Origin of the sequence: Gottfriedia sp. OAE603 (assembly GCF_040543965.1) — a bacterium.
Taxonomy (GTDB): domain Bacteria; phylum Bacillota; class Bacilli; order Bacillales; family Bacillaceae_G; genus Gottfriedia; species Gottfriedia solisilvae.
In genome coordinates this window covers 1196827-1214687 of record NZ_JBEUNN010000001.1, presented here as the reverse complement: position 1 = coordinate 1214687, position 17861 = coordinate 1196827, and the positions used below count along the sequence as shown (strand labels likewise).

Annotated in this window: 18 protein-coding genes and 1 pseudogene; 9 read left to right on the top strand and 10 right to left on the bottom strand. The window is 32.1% G+C overall.

What is annotated here, in order from left to right; translation table 11 throughout:
- Positions 1–17: 17 nt before the first annotated feature.
- The 4 genes from ABID96_RS06020 to ABID96_RS06005 all read right to left on the bottom strand — a co-directional run bounded on the left by ABID96_RS06020 (position 18) and on the right by ABID96_RS06005 (position 3648).
- Positions 18–1220: an NAD(P)/FAD-dependent oxidoreductase gene (locus ABID96_RS06020; protein ID WP_192601250.1), complete on the bottom strand. Its 1203-nt coding sequence runs from the start codon at positions 1218–1220 to the stop codon at positions 18–20.
- 107 nt (positions 1221–1327) lie between these two features.
- Positions 1328–2407: a class III poly(R)-hydroxyalkanoic acid synthase subunit PhaC gene (phaC, locus tag ABID96_RS06015; protein WP_192601249.1), complete on the bottom strand. Its 1080-nt coding sequence runs from the start codon at positions 2405–2407 to the stop codon at positions 1328–1330.
- A gap of 33 nt (positions 2408–2440) precedes the next feature.
- Positions 2441–3181, bottom strand: a complete 741-nt coding sequence (locus ABID96_RS06010) for a 3-oxoacyl-ACP reductase (protein WP_192601248.1) — start codon at positions 3179–3181, stop codon at positions 2441–2443.
- Between the two features lie 23 nt (positions 3182–3204).
- Entirely contained in the window at positions 3205–3648 is a 444-nt protein-coding gene (locus tag ABID96_RS06005; protein WP_192601247.1) for a DUF2730 family protein, read from the bottom strand.
- A 206-nt stretch (positions 3649–3854) separates the two neighbouring features.
- On the opposite strand from ABID96_RS06005, the gene phaQ reads away from it, so the two are divergent.
- The 6 genes from phaQ to ABID96_RS05975 all read left to right on the top strand — a co-directional run bounded on the left by phaQ (position 3855) and on the right by ABID96_RS05975 (position 8497).
- A complete protein-coding gene (phaQ, locus tag ABID96_RS06000; RefSeq protein WP_192601246.1) occupies positions 3855–4274 on the top strand; it encodes a poly-beta-hydroxybutyrate-responsive repressor in 420 nt (139 codons plus the stop codon).
- A 42-nt stretch (positions 4275–4316) separates the two neighbouring features.
- Positions 4317–4829, top strand: coding sequence for a hypothetical protein (locus tag ABID96_RS05995; protein ID WP_192601245.1), 513 nt, complete (start codon positions 4317–4319; stop codon positions 4827–4829).
- Between the two features lie 58 nt (positions 4830–4887).
- Complete coding sequence (locus ABID96_RS05990) at positions 4888–5331, top strand: MaoC family dehydratase (RefSeq protein ID WP_192601244.1); 444 nt, start codon at positions 4888–4890, stop codon at positions 5329–5331.
- A gap of 90 nt (positions 5332–5421) precedes the next feature.
- Positions 5422–5613: an alpha/beta-type small acid-soluble spore protein gene (locus tag ABID96_RS05985; protein ID WP_088000101.1), complete on the top strand. Its 192-nt coding sequence runs from the start codon at positions 5422–5424 to the stop codon at positions 5611–5613.
- A gap of 175 nt (positions 5614–5788) precedes the next feature.
- A complete protein-coding gene (gene nagE, locus ABID96_RS05980) occupies positions 5789–7153 on the top strand; it encodes an N-acetylglucosamine-specific PTS transporter subunit IIBC (RefSeq protein WP_192601243.1) in 1365 nt (454 codons plus the stop codon).
- 240 nt (positions 7154–7393) lie between these two features.
- The gene (locus ABID96_RS05975; protein WP_192601242.1) at positions 7394–8497 is read left to right on the top strand and encodes an SDR family oxidoreductase; all 1104 of its coding nucleotides are present in this window, start codon (positions 7394–7396) and stop codon (positions 8495–8497) included.
- 114 nt (positions 8498–8611) lie between these two features.
- On the opposite strand, the gene ABID96_RS05970 is transcribed toward ABID96_RS05975, so the two are convergent.
- On the bottom strand, positions 8612–8923 hold the full coding sequence (locus ABID96_RS05970; RefSeq protein WP_192601241.1) for a cyclic-phosphate processing receiver domain-containing protein: 312 nt from the start codon (positions 8921–8923) through the stop codon (positions 8612–8614).
- A 343-nt stretch (positions 8924–9266) separates the two neighbouring features.
- Between ABID96_RS05970 and ABID96_RS05965 the strand changes: the two genes are divergently transcribed.
- Positions 9267–10073 (top strand): CAP domain-containing protein, encoded by an 807-nt coding sequence (locus ABID96_RS05965; protein ID WP_192601240.1) that lies wholly within the window; start codon positions 9267–9269, stop codon positions 10071–10073.
- 60 nt (positions 10074–10133) lie between these two features.
- Here ABID96_RS05965 and ABID96_RS05960 read toward each other — a convergent pair whose 3' ends face one another.
- From ABID96_RS05960 to adhE, 3 genes are all read right to left on the bottom strand, one after another.
- The gene (locus tag ABID96_RS05960; RefSeq protein ID WP_377897035.1) at positions 10134–10826 is read right to left on the bottom strand and encodes a copper homeostasis protein CutC; all 693 of its coding nucleotides are present in this window, start codon (positions 10824–10826) and stop codon (positions 10134–10136) included.
- An 11-nt stretch (positions 10827–10837) separates the two neighbouring features.
- A complete protein-coding gene (locus ABID96_RS05955) occupies positions 10838–11746 on the bottom strand; it encodes an RluA family pseudouridine synthase (protein ID WP_192601239.1) in 909 nt (302 codons plus the stop codon).
- 97 nt (positions 11747–11843) lie between these two features.
- Positions 11844–14447 carry a bifunctional acetaldehyde-CoA/alcohol dehydrogenase gene (gene adhE, locus ABID96_RS05950; protein WP_192601238.1) on the bottom strand — a complete coding sequence of 868 codons (2604 nt, stop codon included), beginning with the start codon at positions 14445–14447 and terminating at the stop codon, positions 11844–11846.
- Positions 14448–15036: 589 nt separating this feature from the next.
- On the opposite strand from adhE, the gene ABID96_RS05945 reads away from it, so the two are divergent.
- Complete coding sequence (locus ABID96_RS05945; protein WP_192601237.1) at positions 15037–15678, top strand: YitT family protein; 642 nt, start codon at positions 15037–15039, stop codon at positions 15676–15678.
- 259 nt (positions 15679–15937) lie between these two features.
- Here ABID96_RS05945 and ABID96_RS20780 read toward each other — a convergent pair.
- A pseudogene (locus ABID96_RS20780) lies at positions 15938–16127 on the bottom strand (histidinol dehydrogenase); the annotation flags it as partial.
- Between the two features lie 211 nt (positions 16128–16338).
- On the opposite strand from ABID96_RS20780, the gene ABID96_RS05935 reads away from it, so the two are divergent.
- Positions 16339–16767, top strand: a complete 429-nt coding sequence (locus ABID96_RS05935) for a MarR family winged helix-turn-helix transcriptional regulator (RefSeq protein ID WP_192601235.1) — start codon at positions 16339–16341, stop codon at positions 16765–16767.
- 33 nt (positions 16768–16800) lie between these two features.
- On the opposite strand, the gene ABID96_RS05930 is transcribed toward ABID96_RS05935, so the two are convergent.
- A complete protein-coding gene (locus ABID96_RS05930) occupies positions 16801–17850 on the bottom strand; it encodes a polyamine ABC transporter substrate-binding protein (RefSeq protein ID WP_192601234.1) in 1050 nt (349 codons plus the stop codon).
- Positions 17851–17861: the final 11 nt, after the last annotated feature.

Sequence of the window (17861 nt, the reverse complement as noted above, 5' to 3'; positions counted from 1 at the left end):
ATTACCATAATTAATACTTATTTCATAAATATATGAGCATCTGGGTTAAATCCAGTTGTGACCAAATCACATATTATTTTTGCTAAAATATAAGAGTAAATCATACCACTCCCACCAAATCCCATTAAAAAATAACAATTTGGATATTCTGGATACTGCCTAATCATTGGTAAGCCAGTATGAGTGTTGCCAAATATACCTGTCCAATAATATTCAATCTTTATATCTTTATATATTGGAAATAGTTCAATTAAACTTTTTAATAATTGGTCTTTTTTATGATGTAACATTGCATCTCTTTGTTCTGGAATTATCGTATATTCATCTAAACCCCCAACGATTATTCTTCCATCAACTGTCGTTCGTAAATATAAATAGGGTCTTGCTGTCTCCCAAATTAAACTATTTTCATACCATGCCTCCTTCTTTAAAAATGCTTCAGTTACAATTGCATAAGTAGAAGAAAGTACTGCATTTTTGTCTTTTTTTAATTCTATTGACTCATATCCACTTGCAAATATGACTTTCTTTGCTTTTATAGAAACATGCCTATCTGTAAACAATTCAACACCATTCTTTGTCCCGATTAAGCTTTTCACTTCGGTTTCACTAAATACCTTAACGTCCCGTTTTATCACATATTGAAGGATTCCATGAACATATTTAAACGGATTTATCTCTGCATCATTTGAAGTAAATAATGCACTTTCTTTTTCAAAATGATATTTATTTTTTAAATCTTCTTTTGAAAATTTTTCTACTGGAAAACCGTTTTCTACTAATGCTTTATATTCAGCCTCTAGCATTTCTTTTCCAGCTAGATCACTTGCAAAATACAAACTTTTTCTTCTTATAAAATTTGCATCTATCTCTAAGTTTTTTGTTATTTCTTCAATACCTTTTACAGCTTCTAAGCAGAGGCGATAAAAGCGGACTCCGACTTCTTTACCAAATGAATCAATACAAGCAAATAATGGCTTATCATTTGTATATTGTATTAAACCCGTATTAGCAATTGTACTCCCATGCGCTATTTTTCGTTTATCTACTACTACTACACTAGCACCATACTTACTTAAAAAATATGCACTTTGAGCCCCCGATACTCCACTGCCTACTATTACATAATCACATTCTATATTCTCTTCTAATGGACCGTACTCCACATGATGATGACGAAAAGTTGTTGGCCAATATAATAAACCGCTTTTTATATTCACTTTGAACTCCTTTCTCTTACATCATAATTATTAGTTTTTGTCATAACAAAGAAAAAAACCCCACTTTTTTAAGTGAGATTTACTTCAATATCAATTTTTGTGGTTTATTAAGATCTTTCTTTAAGCCACTTTCCGATTGTCGGATATGTTGTTTTTAGCGAAGCAGGACCAAACATAATTGATACATGCCCAGAAGGTATTGATACATATTGTTTGTCTTTACTTGAAATATGTTCGTTTAATGCTTCAACCTGACAAGGCATCGCAATATGATCCTTTGTAGCAGAAATATTCAATACATTTGCTTTAATTTTTGATACATCTACCCTTTTACCTCTAATTTCTAATTCGCCTTTTAACAACTTGTTCTGTTGATAAAAATCACGAATCCACTGGCGATAAGCTTCACCTGGGAAAGGAATACCATCAGTTACCCACTTCTGCATTAACTGCCATGACTTTATAAAAGCAGTATTATCTGATCTATCTAATAATGTTACATACGGCCCTACAAAGTTTGTAATTGGCTTCAGCATTTTATTACCGAAATCAATCATCTCTGGTGGGATATTCCCTAAAGTATCGATTGCTTTATCAAGCGCAAAGTACTTTTCATTTAAAAATGAACCGTATAAACCAGTATCAGAGAAATCAAAAGGACTCGTTAAAAAGACTAAGTTTTTAATTGGAGCATCCTCGTGAAGTGCAGCATAAATACTAGTTAAAGTACCGCCCATACAATAGCCCAGGATTGATAATTCACTAGCTCCTGAGAACCTTAATACTCTCTTTACTGCTTTCGCAATATAATCATACACTATATCATCAAACTTCAAATGACGATCTTCGTGTGCGAACGTTCCCCAGTCCAATAGATATACATCAAAACCTTCATTTACTAGATATTCTACAAATGAGTTTCCTTTTGTTAGATCGAGTATATAAGGTTTATTAATCAATGCATACACTAATAAAATAGGCGTTTTTTTCACTTTTTTCGCTGTTGGAATGTAATGATACAGTTTACTTTTGTTTTTAGTCCAAATAACCTCTTTAGGTGATTGCCCTACTAATGGGTCTCCATCTTTAATGAGAATATCAGCTGTTCTTTTTAATCTTTTATAAGATTCTTTCAACCCTTGTGGAAATGATTCAGTTGTCGCTTCTAATGGCTGTGAACTAAACACACTATTCCCCCTTTTTCTAGTAAAATCGAGAAATTATACGTATAGGCCACCATTAACATTAATTTGTTGACCAGTTATATATTCACCGTCTTGGCATAAGTAGAGAACTGCTTTTGCAATTTCATCTGCTGTACCAAAACGTCTTTTAGGAATTTTGGCTTTAATTTGTTCTTTTACATTTTCAGGGACTTCACTTAACATGTCAGTTTCGATAAAACCTGGGCAAACAGTATTGACAGTAATGTTTGATTTTGCTAATTCAATAGCTAATGATTTAGTAAATCCAATCATTCCGGCTTTTGCAGCAGAATAGTTCGTTTGACCAAAACCACCTGCTTGACCAATTACTGAGGAGATATTAATAATTCTTGCATTATCAGATTCTAATAAGTGTGGTAATGAAGCGTTGCAAGTATTATATACACTACTTAAATTTACGTTAATTACTTCATGCCAATCATCTTCACTCAGCTTTTTGAAAGTACGGTCTCTTGTGATACCAGCATTATTTACAATAATATCTAAACGTCCGAAATGTTCAATCGTGCGCTCAACTAGTGCTTTTGTTTGCTCAAATTCAGCTACATTTGCTTGAACAGCTAGCGCTTCATATCCTTCTGATTTTAGTTCATCAACGACTGCTTTTGCACTTTGCTCGCTGCTATTATAATTAATAACAACTTTGGCTCCTTTTCTCGCCAATGAAAATGCAATAGCTTTCCCAATACCTTTTGCTCCACCTGTTACGATCGCTACACGATTTACTAAATCCATGAATCATTCTCCTTTTTACCCAATTATTTATTTGTTGTTAATTGCTGTAAAAGTTTCTCAATGCTTGTCAAAGATGTTTTCAATTCATTAATTTGTTGATGTATCGCTTTTGTTTCAGACTTTAATTTTGTCATATCTTTTTTTAATGCACTTGTATCCAATTCATTTCCAGCTTGATCGAATAAATGGTCGTCAATTGTATCGACTTTCTGCTCCAAATTTATGACCAAGCTTGCAACATTCGCAATATCTTCCTTCGATGCAATGTTTGAAGCTTCCAAAAATGTTTTAGATTGGTCATTCATGACTTTTTTACAATAAAGATTAAAGTCTAGTACAGTTCCCATCCATTCAGAAAATTCTTCTTTTTGGACCACATCGTTCATCATTTTTCCCCAGTATTTTTCGTTAACATCATATAACTGTTTCCACATTTTTAATGGATCAGTTATGTTTTGATCTGACATAAGTTCATCCTCCTCACTCATCTTTAAGTATAGAAAACAAATTATTGACAAACAATTCAATATTTTCGTTATTTTTCTACAGCGACTGTCGAAATTTGTTTTTAAAATTCGATATATTCTTAAAATATTGACAATAAATTGTACTAAGTGTAAATTACACTTATGGTACGATTACATTACTACGTTATAGAGGGGGACATTACTTTATGACAACTAATGATCAAGACAAAAAAAATAAAAACCAAAAAGAAAATGTCGATACAATTTCTTTACCAAAAAACTTTTTAGTTCCCTTTCTACTTCTTAGTCTTAAGCAATGGAATATGCATGGATATAAATTAATGCAAGTTCTATTCGATTTAGGATTTACAACGCTTGACTCAAGCAACGTTTACCGGATATTAAGACAATTAGAAAAAGAAAGTTATATTCAATCAAGTTGGGAGCATGGAAATGATGGCCCCGCTAAGCGAATTTATTCCATTACACAAGCTGGTGAAGAGTACTTAAAAACTTGCCACTCTTCTTTTACTCAATATCAGCAAATGCTTCAAACATTCTTCTCGATTTATACAAGTTCTTTTTTCCCATTTAGCAATTCTGATGAAAAATTCAAAAAAGATTGAACATGCTTTTTGCATTCAATAATAAATTTTTGGAGGAATATCGTGATGACTGAAAAAACAATCGATCTTCAAATGGAACAAGCAGCTGAGAACTTTCAAAAAATGCTACAGTATTTATTAGATAATCAACTGCAAATTCAACAGTGGACAGAATCACTATTGCAAGAACAAGCAAAACAATGGGAAAACTTAAATGAACAAGTACAAAACCAACAAAAAAAATCTTATGAACAATTTCAAGAAATGGTTAAATTAGTAAACGAAATTAAACCATCAATTAATCAAGATGCATATGATCAAACTTGGAAGAAATTATTTGAGCAATTTGCACCATTTCAATCTTATTGGTCTAACATTAATCAAAACCCGTATCAAGCTTTTTTCCAATCAATGAATACAATTACTAACCAACAACAGCAATACTTCCAACAATTATTTAAACAACCTTTCGACACTCCAAATTTGACTAACTGGACAAATTATTTACAACAATTCCAAAAAAGTCAGGAAGAATGGGCGAAACAATTTAAAGATTTCACATTCTCAAAATTATAATTTTGCAAACCTTTGCTTGAAATAGTAGTTATTTCAACTTAAGAAAGGATGAAACAAAATGAATATTTTTGAAAGTGCAAAAAATGTACGCGAAATTCATTTTGATTCGATTTCAGTTGGTGACAAAGCTAATTTTCAAGTCAAAATAACTGCCGATATGATAGAACAATATGCAGCAATTTCAACAGATGTAAATCCGATTCATTTGATTGATGATTTTGCAAAAGAGAGTATTTTCGGTGAAAGAATAGCACATGGCATGTTAATCTGTAGTTTTATATCTGCGGTACTTGGTACAAAACTCCCAGGCAAAAATACGATTTATTTATCGCAAGAAGTTTCCTTTAAAGCACCAGTTAAAATTAACGATACAATTACTGTTTCTGTAAAAGTATTAAAAAAACGTGATGATAAGAGGTTATTAACACTCCAGACTAATGTATATAATCAGGAAAATGTCTTGGTAGTAGAAGGCTCTGCATTAGTCAAAAAGTTAACTTAATCCTAATATGACTGTATTTTCCAAGCATGATATAACCCTAAATGTAAAATATATAAATGTAAGTCATTACTTACAGAAGGGGTGAAAATCATGGCACGTTCAAATAATAAATTGTTAGTTCCAGGCGTTGAACAAGCACTTGATCAATTTAAATATGAGATTGCTAATGAATTTGGTGTTACATTAGGATCTGATACAACGGCTCGTTCAAATGGTTCTGTAGGTGGAGAAATTACAAAACGTCTAATTGCGCAAGCGCAAAGTCATTTAAAAGGTCTTTAATTAACATAAAATTATATAAAATGGCTTAATATAGGGGAGAATCTTTTCTTCCCTATTATTTTTTAATTTTTTCCAGAAAAAGTAAGAATAATATTAACTAGTTGTATAGACAACTTTATAAGTTTGCGTTTATAATGAAAGCGTAAACAAAAATTGATAATTTGGAGGAGAAATTATGCTTAGTTTTTTACAACGTATTGGTAAAGCACTAATGCTACCAATCGCTGTCCTTCCTGCTGCCGGTTTACTACTGCGCTTTGGACAACCTGATTTACTTGATATCCCGTTTATGGCTGCTGCCGGTAATGCGATATTCTCAAATTTAGCATTAATTTTTGCAATTGGTGTTGCAATTGGTATATCTAAAGATGGAAATGGTGCTGCTGGTCTTGCAGGTGCAATCGGTTACTTTGTACTGACGGCAGGTGCAACTTCTATTAATAAAGATATTAACATGGCCGCTCTTGGTGGTATTATTGCCGGGGTTATTGCTGGTCTACTATACAACAGATTTAGTGGTATTAAATTACCTGAATGGTTAGGATTCTTCAGTGGACGTCGATTCGTTCCAATTATTACATCCGCTGTTATGCTAATTTTAGCTGGTTTATTTGGATATATTTGGCCATCAATTCAAGATGCGATTAACTCAGTTGGTAACTGGATTATCGATCTTGGTGCAATTGGAGCTGCGGTATTTGGTTTCTTAAACCGTATTCTAATTCCATTAGGCTTACATCACGTATTAAATACTATTTTCTGGTTTAACTTAGGTGACTTTACAGATGCAGCTGGCAAATTAGTGCATGGTGATTTAAACAGATTCTTCGCTGGTGATAAAACTGCGGGTGCATTTATGACTGGTTTCTTCCCTATCATGATGTTTGGTCTACCAGCAGCTGCGATCGCAATGATTGCTGCGGCGAAGCCTGAAAGACGTAAAGCTGTAACTGGTATGTTCTTAGGTCTTGCATTAACATCATTCTTAACAGGTATTACTGAGCCAATCGAATTCGCATTTATGTTTATTGCTCCAGTTTTATATGCATTCCATGCAATTTTAACTGGTCTATCAATGGGTATTGTTAATGCTTTAGGAATTAAAACTGGTTTCACATTCTCAGCTGGTTTCATTGACTATGTGTTAAACTTTAATATTTCACAAAAACCAATTTTACTAATTCTAATTGGATTAGTCTTTGCAGTTATTTATTTCATCGTATTCTACTTTGCAATTATTAAATTTAATATTAAAACACCTGGTCGTGAAGACGAGGAAGTTGATACTGACGAAGTAACAACTGAAATTGGTGATTCTTTATACCTACAAGGTTTAGGTGGTAAAGAAAACTTAGTAAATATTGATAACTGTACTACTCGTTTACGTTTACAAGTAAAAGACACATCAAAAGTTAATGAGTCACTTCTTAAAAAAGCTGGTGCTCGTGGCGTTATTAAATTAGATGATAAAAACGTTCAAGTCGTTGTTGGTACAAATGTAGAGTTTGTAGCAGAAGACTTAAAGAAATCTGTAAAATAATATAGATGCTGTTTTCTAATAGTTTGTAGCTATTTTAGAATGCCTTAGTTGATTACAACTTCTGTCTTTAAACTTACAAACCTAAAAATAACATCTTCAGAAAAGAAGCTTATCCTTTCCGATGAGCTTCTTTTTTGTCATTAATACCATTTTGTATCAACAAATTAAAGTAATAAAAAGGAAAATTCTCTTTTCATGCGAAATATCATTATAATGTTACCAATTGACTAGGAGGTATTTATGAACACAAAAACCTATTTTATTACTGGTTTCCCGGGGTTTATTACTCAAAACTTGGTTCAAAAAATAATAACTTCAGACACTTCTTTTCACAAAATTTACCTTTTAATTCTCCCAAGTATGTTAGAAAATTGTCAAAATACATTACATGATTTACATAAAAAATTTCCATCTTCACATCTCTCTAAGATTGAACTAATTGAAGGGGATATTACTAAGACACATTTAGGAATCGATTCAACTAAGCTGATTCAATTACATAATGAAGTGACAGATTTATTTCATTTAGCTGCTATATATGACTTGGCTGTTCCTAAACAAATCGCATATGAAGTGAATGTAAATGGAACAATAAATGTAAATGATTTTGCACTTTCATTAAAAAAACTTTGTCGCTATACATATTTTAGTACGAGTTATGTGTCTGGAAAACGAGAAGGAAAAATCCTTGAATCAGAATTAATAATGGGCCAATCCTTTAAAAACTTCTATGAGGAAACAAAATATTATGCAGAAATTGAAGTGGAGAAATTAAAAAGCAGACTTCCTATTACGATTATTAGACCTGGAATTGTCGTAGGACATTCCGAAACTGGTGAAACATCTAAATTTGATGGGCCATATTTTATTTTAAATTTCTTTTCTAAGCTTCGATTCTTACCCTTTATCCCGCAATTAGGTAGAGATAACGCTACTGGCAACTTCATACCGATTAATTATTTAATAGATGCTGTGTACTATTTAAGTCAACAAGAAGTAGGAATAAATAAAACATATCAAATTACTGATCCAACACCATATCCTGTTCAAGACATTTATAAAGAAATGCTCTCTATTTATTTAAATAAAACAACACTTGGTACAATTCCAATCAAAATTGTTAGTCCGATTCTCTCCTTTTCAAAAATTAGAAAAATGCTCAAAGTAGAAAAAGAAGTTCTTTCTTATTTTAATTGTTATTCAGAGTATGATTGCTCAAATACATTAAATGATTTAAAAGGATCAAATATTACATGTCCTGACTTTATAAAAATCTTACCTACTTTAACTAAATACTATCAAGATCATGAACACGTGATTGAAAAGCATATTGTTGTGACATAAACTATTTTAAAGTCTAATACGAGAGTCAGTAGTTTCGTGGGTTGTTTCACCAAAATACCCATCATTAAAATAGTTTCTTCTATATAAAAGGACACTTTAAATGAAAGTGTCCTTTTAGTAACTAATCCTCGTAATCATCATCTCTTTATTTAGTTTTCCTTCTATAATAGCTGAATTGATTTCTTCTATAATATAACGAACACCGATTAGATCATCGCTATGAATATTGATATGTGCAACATATAATCCTCTATCAATAAACTCTTTCATAAAATTTAAACCCGTCTTTTTTCTAAATCCTAAATTAAAATCTAGCGATATTAGATCAAAATGATGTTGTACACATAATGATATTGCTTCATCAGTTGAATTAGCTAGTAAAAATCCGTATGGTACTGGTCTTGTATCATCAACAAACAATTTCAAATGATTCACCCTCAATACATATTTTACAGAATGATTACAATCGTAACTGAACTAAAACAAAATTGGATATTCCTTCCACTATTGTAATGTAAAAATCTCGTGTTTTCGCAATCTCTCACTTTTTTTGTGGAAATTTTATACATTTATTTTGACTGATCAACTTTATGAATCTACTAAGATAGTTAATATATTAGGCATTTAGCCAAAAAGTCCTTTTTTCTACCTTTCCAAAAAAATCCTCATATTTCGTTCTCCATTTTTTCCCATAATTATGTCACACGTTTTCATGCTAAAGTATTACTTGTACAGCGAGACAATAACCAAACAAATGGAGGAATAAGACATGAAAAAAGTTATTACATTATCAACATTGGCTGCTACTCTACTAGTGGGTGCTCCTGTAACTGCAGTAAACGCGGATACAATTACAACTAAGGAAACAAAACCATACACTCAAAATATTGATTTAAATAATGTATTATTTAGTTACTTCAATCTACCAAGCTTAAATACTACTAATGGTAAAATTGATTTATCAAAATTTGGTATCGATATGGCTAAGTTACAGGAAGCAATTAAACAGCAAGTAGAAGCACAATCAAAACCAGCTACTAGTTCAAATAACTCTACTACAAAACCTACTGTGCCATCAACACCGGCTAAACCAACGACACCACCAGTTGCTGAAAAACCATCAACACCGGCTAAACCATCAACACCTGCTGAAAAGCCAGCAACACCAGAAGCAGAAAAACCATCAACTTCAACAGCTTTAAATGCTTATGAAAATAAAGTATTTGAATTAACTAATGTTGAACGTACTAAAAATGGTTTAAAACCATTTACTTTAAATGTTGAATTATCAAAAGTAGCTCGTATTAAATCACAAGATATGACTGATAAAAACTACTTTGACCACAACAGTCCAACTTACGGTTCACCATTTGATATGATGAAAAAATTCGGAATCTCTTATAGCTATGCAGCAGAAAACATTGCTAAAGGTCAAAAGACTCCTCAAGAGGTTGTAACTGCTTGGATGAACAGTGCTGGTCACCGTGCTAACATCTTAAATCCTAACTTAACTCAAATTGGTGTTGGTTATGATTCAAGAGCAAACACTTGGACTCAACAATTCATCGGTAAATAATAGTATAAACATTTAAAATAAAAAGTAGTCCACTTCAAGTGGACTACTTTTTTGTTTTGTCTAATCATGATTTTTCAATTGCTCAATTAGTTTTTCCATCATATAAGAATCGATTTTTTCAATAGATGATTGATTCTTTCTAACGCCAGAACCAAAATGCACCTCGTTTATATTCGTTTTTTGAATAAAATTGGCAACATTATAAATGGATAACCCGCTTCCTGCTACTATCTTAATATTTGATTGTTTTGTTAAATCATTCATTTGCTTAATAACTTCTTCACCATCAATCGCACTATTCATTCCACCTGATGTAAGAATATGTGTAATTTCCGGGTATTGATTCAATATATGAAAGGCTGCAATTATATCATTTGCTTCATCAATTGCTCTATGAAATGTAAAATTCATTCCATTTGTTCGATTACATACTTTGCCTAAAAGATTTTCATCAATTGATTTTTCTTTTGTTAATGCACCAAAAACAATACCACTAGCACCAAGTTCATTACAGATATCAATATCACTTAAAATTACTTCTTCATCGTATTGATCATATGTAAAAGAGCGACTATGTGGTCTAATCATTACATGAACTGGAATAGTAACATTTTTAATAACATTCTTTATGGTACTATAACTAGGCGTTAATCCCCCTTCTGCAATTCCACTAACTAATTCAATTCGGTTTGCACCAAATTTCTGTGCATCAATAGCATCTTTTACGTTTGTTGCAATTACTTCTAAAATCATTTTCACTCATCTCACTTCTCATTTAGTATCTGTCTCATGTCTGCTGGAAAAGGAATGTCAATTGAGAGAGGTTCATTTGTAAATGGATGAATTAATTGAACATTACTTGCATGTAAAGCTTGACGTTGTAACAATCTAGATTTACTTCCATACAATGTATCTCCTATAATTGGATGTCCTAAGTGACTTAAGTGAACACGGATTTGATGTGTTCTACCAGTATCTAGCTGACACTGTAAAATTGTTATATTTTGCTTTAAATTATAGTTGATTTTTTTAAAATGAGTAATTGCTTTATCTCCCTTTAATGAAACCCTTCTCCTTGTAGGATGATGACGATCTCGACCAATTGGTTCATTAATTGTACCTTCTTTTACTTTTACATTCCCACTTACAATTGCTGTATATGTCCGTTTTATCTTTCTTTGGCTTAATAGCCCATCAAGAACTGCACTACTTAATGCATGCTTTGCAAATACGACTCCACCAGTTGTATCTTTATCAAGACGATGGATATGGCGAACCTTTGTTTTTAAACCAGATTGTTCAAAATGATATGCCACACCATTTGCTAATGTATGTAATTGTCCAGCCTCATTTGGATGTGTATCCACACCAAAAGGTTTATTTACTATTAATAAATGATCATCTTCATAGCAGATTTCTATCGATTGATTTTGAGGTATTACCCCGTAATCTTCTTCTTTAAAGATATTGATTTCTAATCGATCATTCGTAGAAAGCGCTGTATTCCAAGCCTTTAGTTCACCATTTAGTTTTACGCCTTTCTCCATTCGTAATTCATGTAATAATTTCTTAGGAAAATGCCAGAAGTTTTTTAAATAGTGTTCGATTGTTTGATTCTCATTTTTTTCGGATATGATCGTTTCACACCATGAACCATATTTATTTCCATTCATTTTTTACTCACCCATACTTTCGATATAGATATTATATCAAATGTATAGTCCACAAAAAAGGAGCCTACATAATTTGCAAGCTCCTTTTAACCTTTAGTTAAATGCCTATAAAAGCGTTCAAATACACTTCTTCAAGCTCTTTTACTAACGGAAGTTTTGGATTAGCTGTTGTACATTGATCTTCAAAAGCCCGGTCAGCTAAATATGATACTTTTTCTGTGAATTCATTTTCACTCACACCTTGTGCCTGTATACTCATATTAATGTTTAGTTCTTTTGCCAAACTGCAAACAGCTTCAATCAAGCTTTCAACTCCTTCTTCAGTTGTTGAAGACGGTAGGCCTAAGGTTCTGGCGATTTCAGCATATCGTTTGTCAGCTACAAAATACTTATATTTTGGAAATGCTGTAAATTTAGTAGGTTTTTTTGCGTTATAACGAATGACATGTGGCATTAAAATAGCATTTGCTCGCCCATGTGGTATATGGAATTCTGCTCCAATTTTATGTGCTAAACTATGATTGATTCCTAAGAATGCATTTGCAAACGCCATTCCCGCAATAGCAGAAGCGTTATGCATCTTCTCTCTCGCTTCAAAATCTGAGCCATCATGGTAAGCTCGTGGTAAATAGTTAAATACTAATCTAATCGCCTGAAGGGCTAATCCATCTGTATAATCATTTGCTAAAACACTTACATATGCTTCTATCGCATGAGTTAAAACATCCATTCCCGTATCTGCAGTAATACTTTTTGGAACAGTTGATACAAATTGAGGATCAATGATTGCTACATCTGGCGTTAATTCGTAGTCCGCTAATGGATACTTTATATTCTTTTCATTATCTGTAATGACTGCAAATGGAGTGACTTCTGAACCTGTCCCAGAAGTCGTTGGAATTGCGACAAAGCTCGCCTTACGACCTAACTTAGGATATTGATATGAACGTTTACGAATATCTAGAAACTTTTGTTTTGGGCCATCAAATGAAGTCGACGGATATTCATAAAACATCCACATACCTTTTGCAGCATCCATTGCAGAACCACCACCGAATGCGATAATTGTATCTGGTTGAAATAATTGCATTCTTTCTGCACCTTTAAAAACAGTATGATCTGAAGGGTCAGGCTCGACATCAGAAAATATTTCAATCTGAACATTATTTTCCCGTTTTTCCAAATAATATTTAATGATGTCGACATAACCTAGTTTGACCATCGCTTCATCTGTCACAATAAAGGCTTTTGAAATATTTGGCATTTTTTCTAAATACCCTGTTGAATACTTTTCAAAGTAAATTTTAGGTGGCAGTTTAAACCATTGCATATTTGTATTTCGTCTGCCTAACTTTTTAATATTTAATAAATGTACTGTTGATACATTTGATGAAACTGAGTTCTTACCGTGAGAACCACACCCGAGCGTAAGTGAAGGAATAAATGCATTATACAAATCTCCAATTCCCCCATGTGACGATGGTGAATTAATAATAATTCTACAAGCTTTCATTTTAAGTCCAAAGTTTCTTTGAATTTCTTCATTTTCGCTATGAATTACTGCTGAGTGTCCTAACCCACCTAACTCTAACATTTCTTCACAACGTTTAAATCCTTCTTCATATCCTTTCACTTTAATAGCAGCTAATACAGGACTTAACTTTTCCCTTGTTAGTGGTTCTTTTTCACCAACGGAAAAACATTCAGCTATCAAGATTTTTGTATCCACTGGAACATCTATTCCTGCAAGTTTTGCAATTTCAAAAGCAGATTTCCCTACAATATCACTATTAACAGCACATGTTTGTTCGTTAATTACAAGACTTTCTAATTTTTTCTTCTCTTCTTTTGATACATAATAGCATTTGTTTTCCTTCAGTTCATGTTTTACTTCATCATAAATGTCCTCATCTATGATGACTGCCTGCTCAGAAGCACAAATCATACCATTATCGAACGTTTTTGAAAGGATTAAATCATTGACTGCGCACTTTTTATTTGCTGATTTTTCGATATAACATGGTACGTTACCAGGGCCAACTCCTAAAGCCGGCTTCCCGGTACTGTAAGCTGACTTTACCATACCAGCTCCACCTGTTGCTAAAACAAGTGCTACCCCTTCATGATTCATCAAGCTTTTAGTAGCTTCTATTGATGGCTCTTCAATCCATTGAATACAATTTTTAGGTGCACCTGCTTTTACTGCTGCTTCATGAACGATTCTAGCTGCTTCTCGACTACATTTTTGAGCTGAAGGGTGAAAAGCAAAAATAATTGGATTTCTAGTTTTTATCGCAATAATGGCTTTAAACAGTGTTGTAGAGGTTGGATTCGTTGTAGGAGTTACACCAGCAATTACCCCTACTGGTTCAGCTATTTCTATAATCCCTGTTTGTTTATCTTCATTAATAATGCCTACCGTTTTATTATTTTTAATTGAATTCCATATATATTCGGTTGCAAATAAGTTTTTAATAATTTTATCTTCATATACCCCTCTCCCAGTTTCATCTAGCGCCATTTTGGCTAATCTCATGTGCTGGTCTAATCCTGCGAGTACCATTGAATGAACAATTTTATTAATCTCATCTTGCTCATAGTTTTCAAATTCTTTTAATGCTATTTGTCCTTTTATAACTAATTCGTTTACAATAGTTGAAGCGTTAACCAAGTCTTTTCTTTCTTTCTCTTGAACGGTCATCAGTAGTCCTCCTTCAAATGTGGACTGTTTTAGTCCATATAAAACAAATTACGTCCCACTATCAATCTAAAATATGTGAAAAGTTTCACATGTATGTATTAGTTCAACCTCCACACATACAATATAACGCTCATATTAAGAAAAAGCTATGTATATTTTGTGAATAATTTCACGAATGTAGTTTGCATTATTTTTTGTAATTTTAAGTTTTTGTTAAATCTTTTCTTTTTTTCAAACTTTACAACATATGATAAGATTAAGAATAAGTTCATATGAACTTGTTTTATCTGTTAGATTTTTTCTAACAAAACTGGAAAAAAGGACGTGTAACCATGATTGCTCGAAGGAGCATTTGGCAACGTAAAGATCTATCCTACACTTAGCAGTTTTTATTTAGAGAACGAATAGAACTCTAAAATAAAACTGAAGGTAGGCGAAACTATGGTTGACAGGCGATTATGTTATTTCTTCAATGACATATAGCGTAGTAGTTAGGGAGTTTTTAAACTAACTACGAAAAGCTATTTGTACGTAGTTAGTTTAAGTAATGAACTTTTTAAACTACTAACTACGAAAAGAGGAAATAACAATGATAAACAATCGTTTGGGTGAGACCTTAATGATTTTGATTGGTTCATTTATTTTAGCAACTTCTTTATACCATTTTCATTTTCAAAACAATTTATCTGAAGGTGGTTTTCTAGGAATTGCGCTATTAGTAAAAAATTCTTTTAATATTTCACCATCAATAACAACATTAATTTTAGATATTCCCATTATTTTAATGGCTGGTTTTTTTCTCGGTAAAAGATTACTGATTAATACCTTTATTGGTGCAGTTTCTTTTTCAATTTTTTATTCAATCATAGAAAAAACATCTACGGTCACCTTACATTTTGAAAATCATCTTTTTATTCCTGCAATTTTAGGGGGAGTTTTTGCTGGTTTTGGACTTGGCTTAATTCTTAAGTTCGGTGGAGCGACTGGTGGAGATGATTTAATAACGATTTTAATGAGTAAGAAATCAAATATTTCTATTGGGAAAGTATACTTTATTTTTGATGCTTGTATCCTTCTTTTTTCATTAAGTTACCTATCTTGGAATGAAGTAGGTTATACAATTTTATCAGTTGGTATATGTGCAAAAGTAACTGAACTCGTATACGAAAGTAAATATTTTACAAAGTCCGTATCCATTAAAACTACAAATGGAAAAAGATTACACGCTTAATGCGTGTAATCTTTTTTTGTATCAGCATAATCCTCTAATTCATTTAATACATTTTCAGCAGCTAAATCGTACAAACAATCCTTAAAAAGCATTGCGAGTCTACGATAATCATTATATTTATCCAATAGTTCGTCGACCGAATTAGCCAATACTTCTTTTTCTTTACTGATTTCTTCTTGTTTCTTTGCAAATTTAATTGTAAAAGTCCCTAATTTCTCAAACATTGATCCGTAAAATTCATCAAAATTTGAAACACTTATTAATTCATCTTCTTCAGCATCAACCTGAAGGCCATCAAACTCTCGTAAAAGTTCATATATAATGCTATTGTATTCATCATTTAAATAAATACTCTTTTCTATTCGATATCCGATTACTCGGTAGAAATGACCATCGTTCTTCGCAAATTGAACAGTATCATTTATTTTAAACTTAAAATACTTAAACACTGTACTTCACCCCTACCAATGTCTTTTATCATACTATTTACAAATTACCATAGTTAATATACAACCAAAACTTGACAAATTTTATAAAATCGTATTAACCAGACTAGTTTCTTGCAAAATCACCTATAAATTGGTAACCTATTCGTAAAACTCTATGAGAAAAGTTTATTCATGAGTAAGTGAAAAGAAGATACAAGAATTGGAGTACAATATGTTAAATGAACATGACAAGCTTTTAGTTGATGACTTAACGAAGCTTTTAATACAAGTTCGAAAAACTTGGCAAAAAGCTAGTGAAGAAGAATCTACCAATTCATTAACTTCACCAAAATATTTATTGTTACATCTTTTATATAAAAATAAACAAATGACATCAACGGAACTTGGTAAGCAAATTGGCTTATCCTCTGGAGCGATTACAACAGCAATAAATAAAATGGTTAGCAATGAGTTAGTAAAAAGAAAAAGAGATTTTAGAGATCGAAGAGTAACTTGGCTTGAATTAACAGAAAAGGGAATCCAAATAGTTGAAGAACTTTCTGCAACAAGACAAGTTTTATGGGTTTCTCTAATTGAAAACCTTGATCAATCTGAAAGAGAGCAGTTCCGCTTTTTATTGAACAAAATTTTTTCTAATTAAAGAAAGGCTATCTCTAATGAGATAGCCTTCTTATTAATTTTGACCAGTTTTTAATTCCGTCCAATATTTATCATAAAGCTCAGTCAGATCTCCTACATCTTTAATCCAATTTGTACGATTCGTTTCTTCTGCTGTTACATTAATGAAAGGATTCTTTTTGTATTCTTCAGAATGAAATTGCTCAGCTTTCATATTTGGATCAGAGTATCCGATTGACTCATAATTTTTCGCACTAACTTTAGGGTCATACATATAATTGATAAATTTTTCTGCTAATTCCTTTTGCTTTGAACCTTTTGGAATCGCAAATGTATCAGCCCATCTTGATGACCCTTCTTTTGGCACGACCCATTTAATGTTTGAAAGCTCCTTTTGAATATATGCTGCATCCCCAGACCACACTTGACCAATCCAAGCATCTTCCGTGATAAACTTTTGTTTTACTGTATCTGTATCAAATGCTAAAAGATTTGGTGTTACTGTTTTTAAATCATTAAAAGCAGTTAATAGTTCATCTTCATTTAATGAACTGTTGGAATATCCATTTTTTATTAAACCCATTCCAAATACTTCACGGTTATCATTTAATAAAGTAACATGTCCCTTGTACTTCGGGTCCCATAGATCTTCCCAGCTATCTATTTCCTCTTTTACATATTTAGGATTATACGCAATTCCTGTTAATCCACCAGTATAAACAACAGAATAATCACCTTTTGGATCAAATTCTTGGTTCGTAAATTCTGGAGCAATATTACTTAGATTTGGCATTTTATCCTTATCTAATTTCACCAACATATCTTGTTGAATCATTAGTTTTACCATATAATCTGAAGGCTGAATCACATCATAATTAGACCCACCCGCCTTTAATTTTGCATACAATTCTTCATTACTCGCAAATTGTTGATAATTAATTTTGACATCATATTTTTTTTCAAATGACTCTAATACTTCTTGATCAAAATTATCTGCCCAACTGTATATATTCAGTTCTTCTTTTCCAACTGAACAAGCTGACAATAATAAACCTGTTAATCCAAACGAAAAAAGTAAACTAGCCGCTTTTTTAAATTTATTCACTTAGATAATCT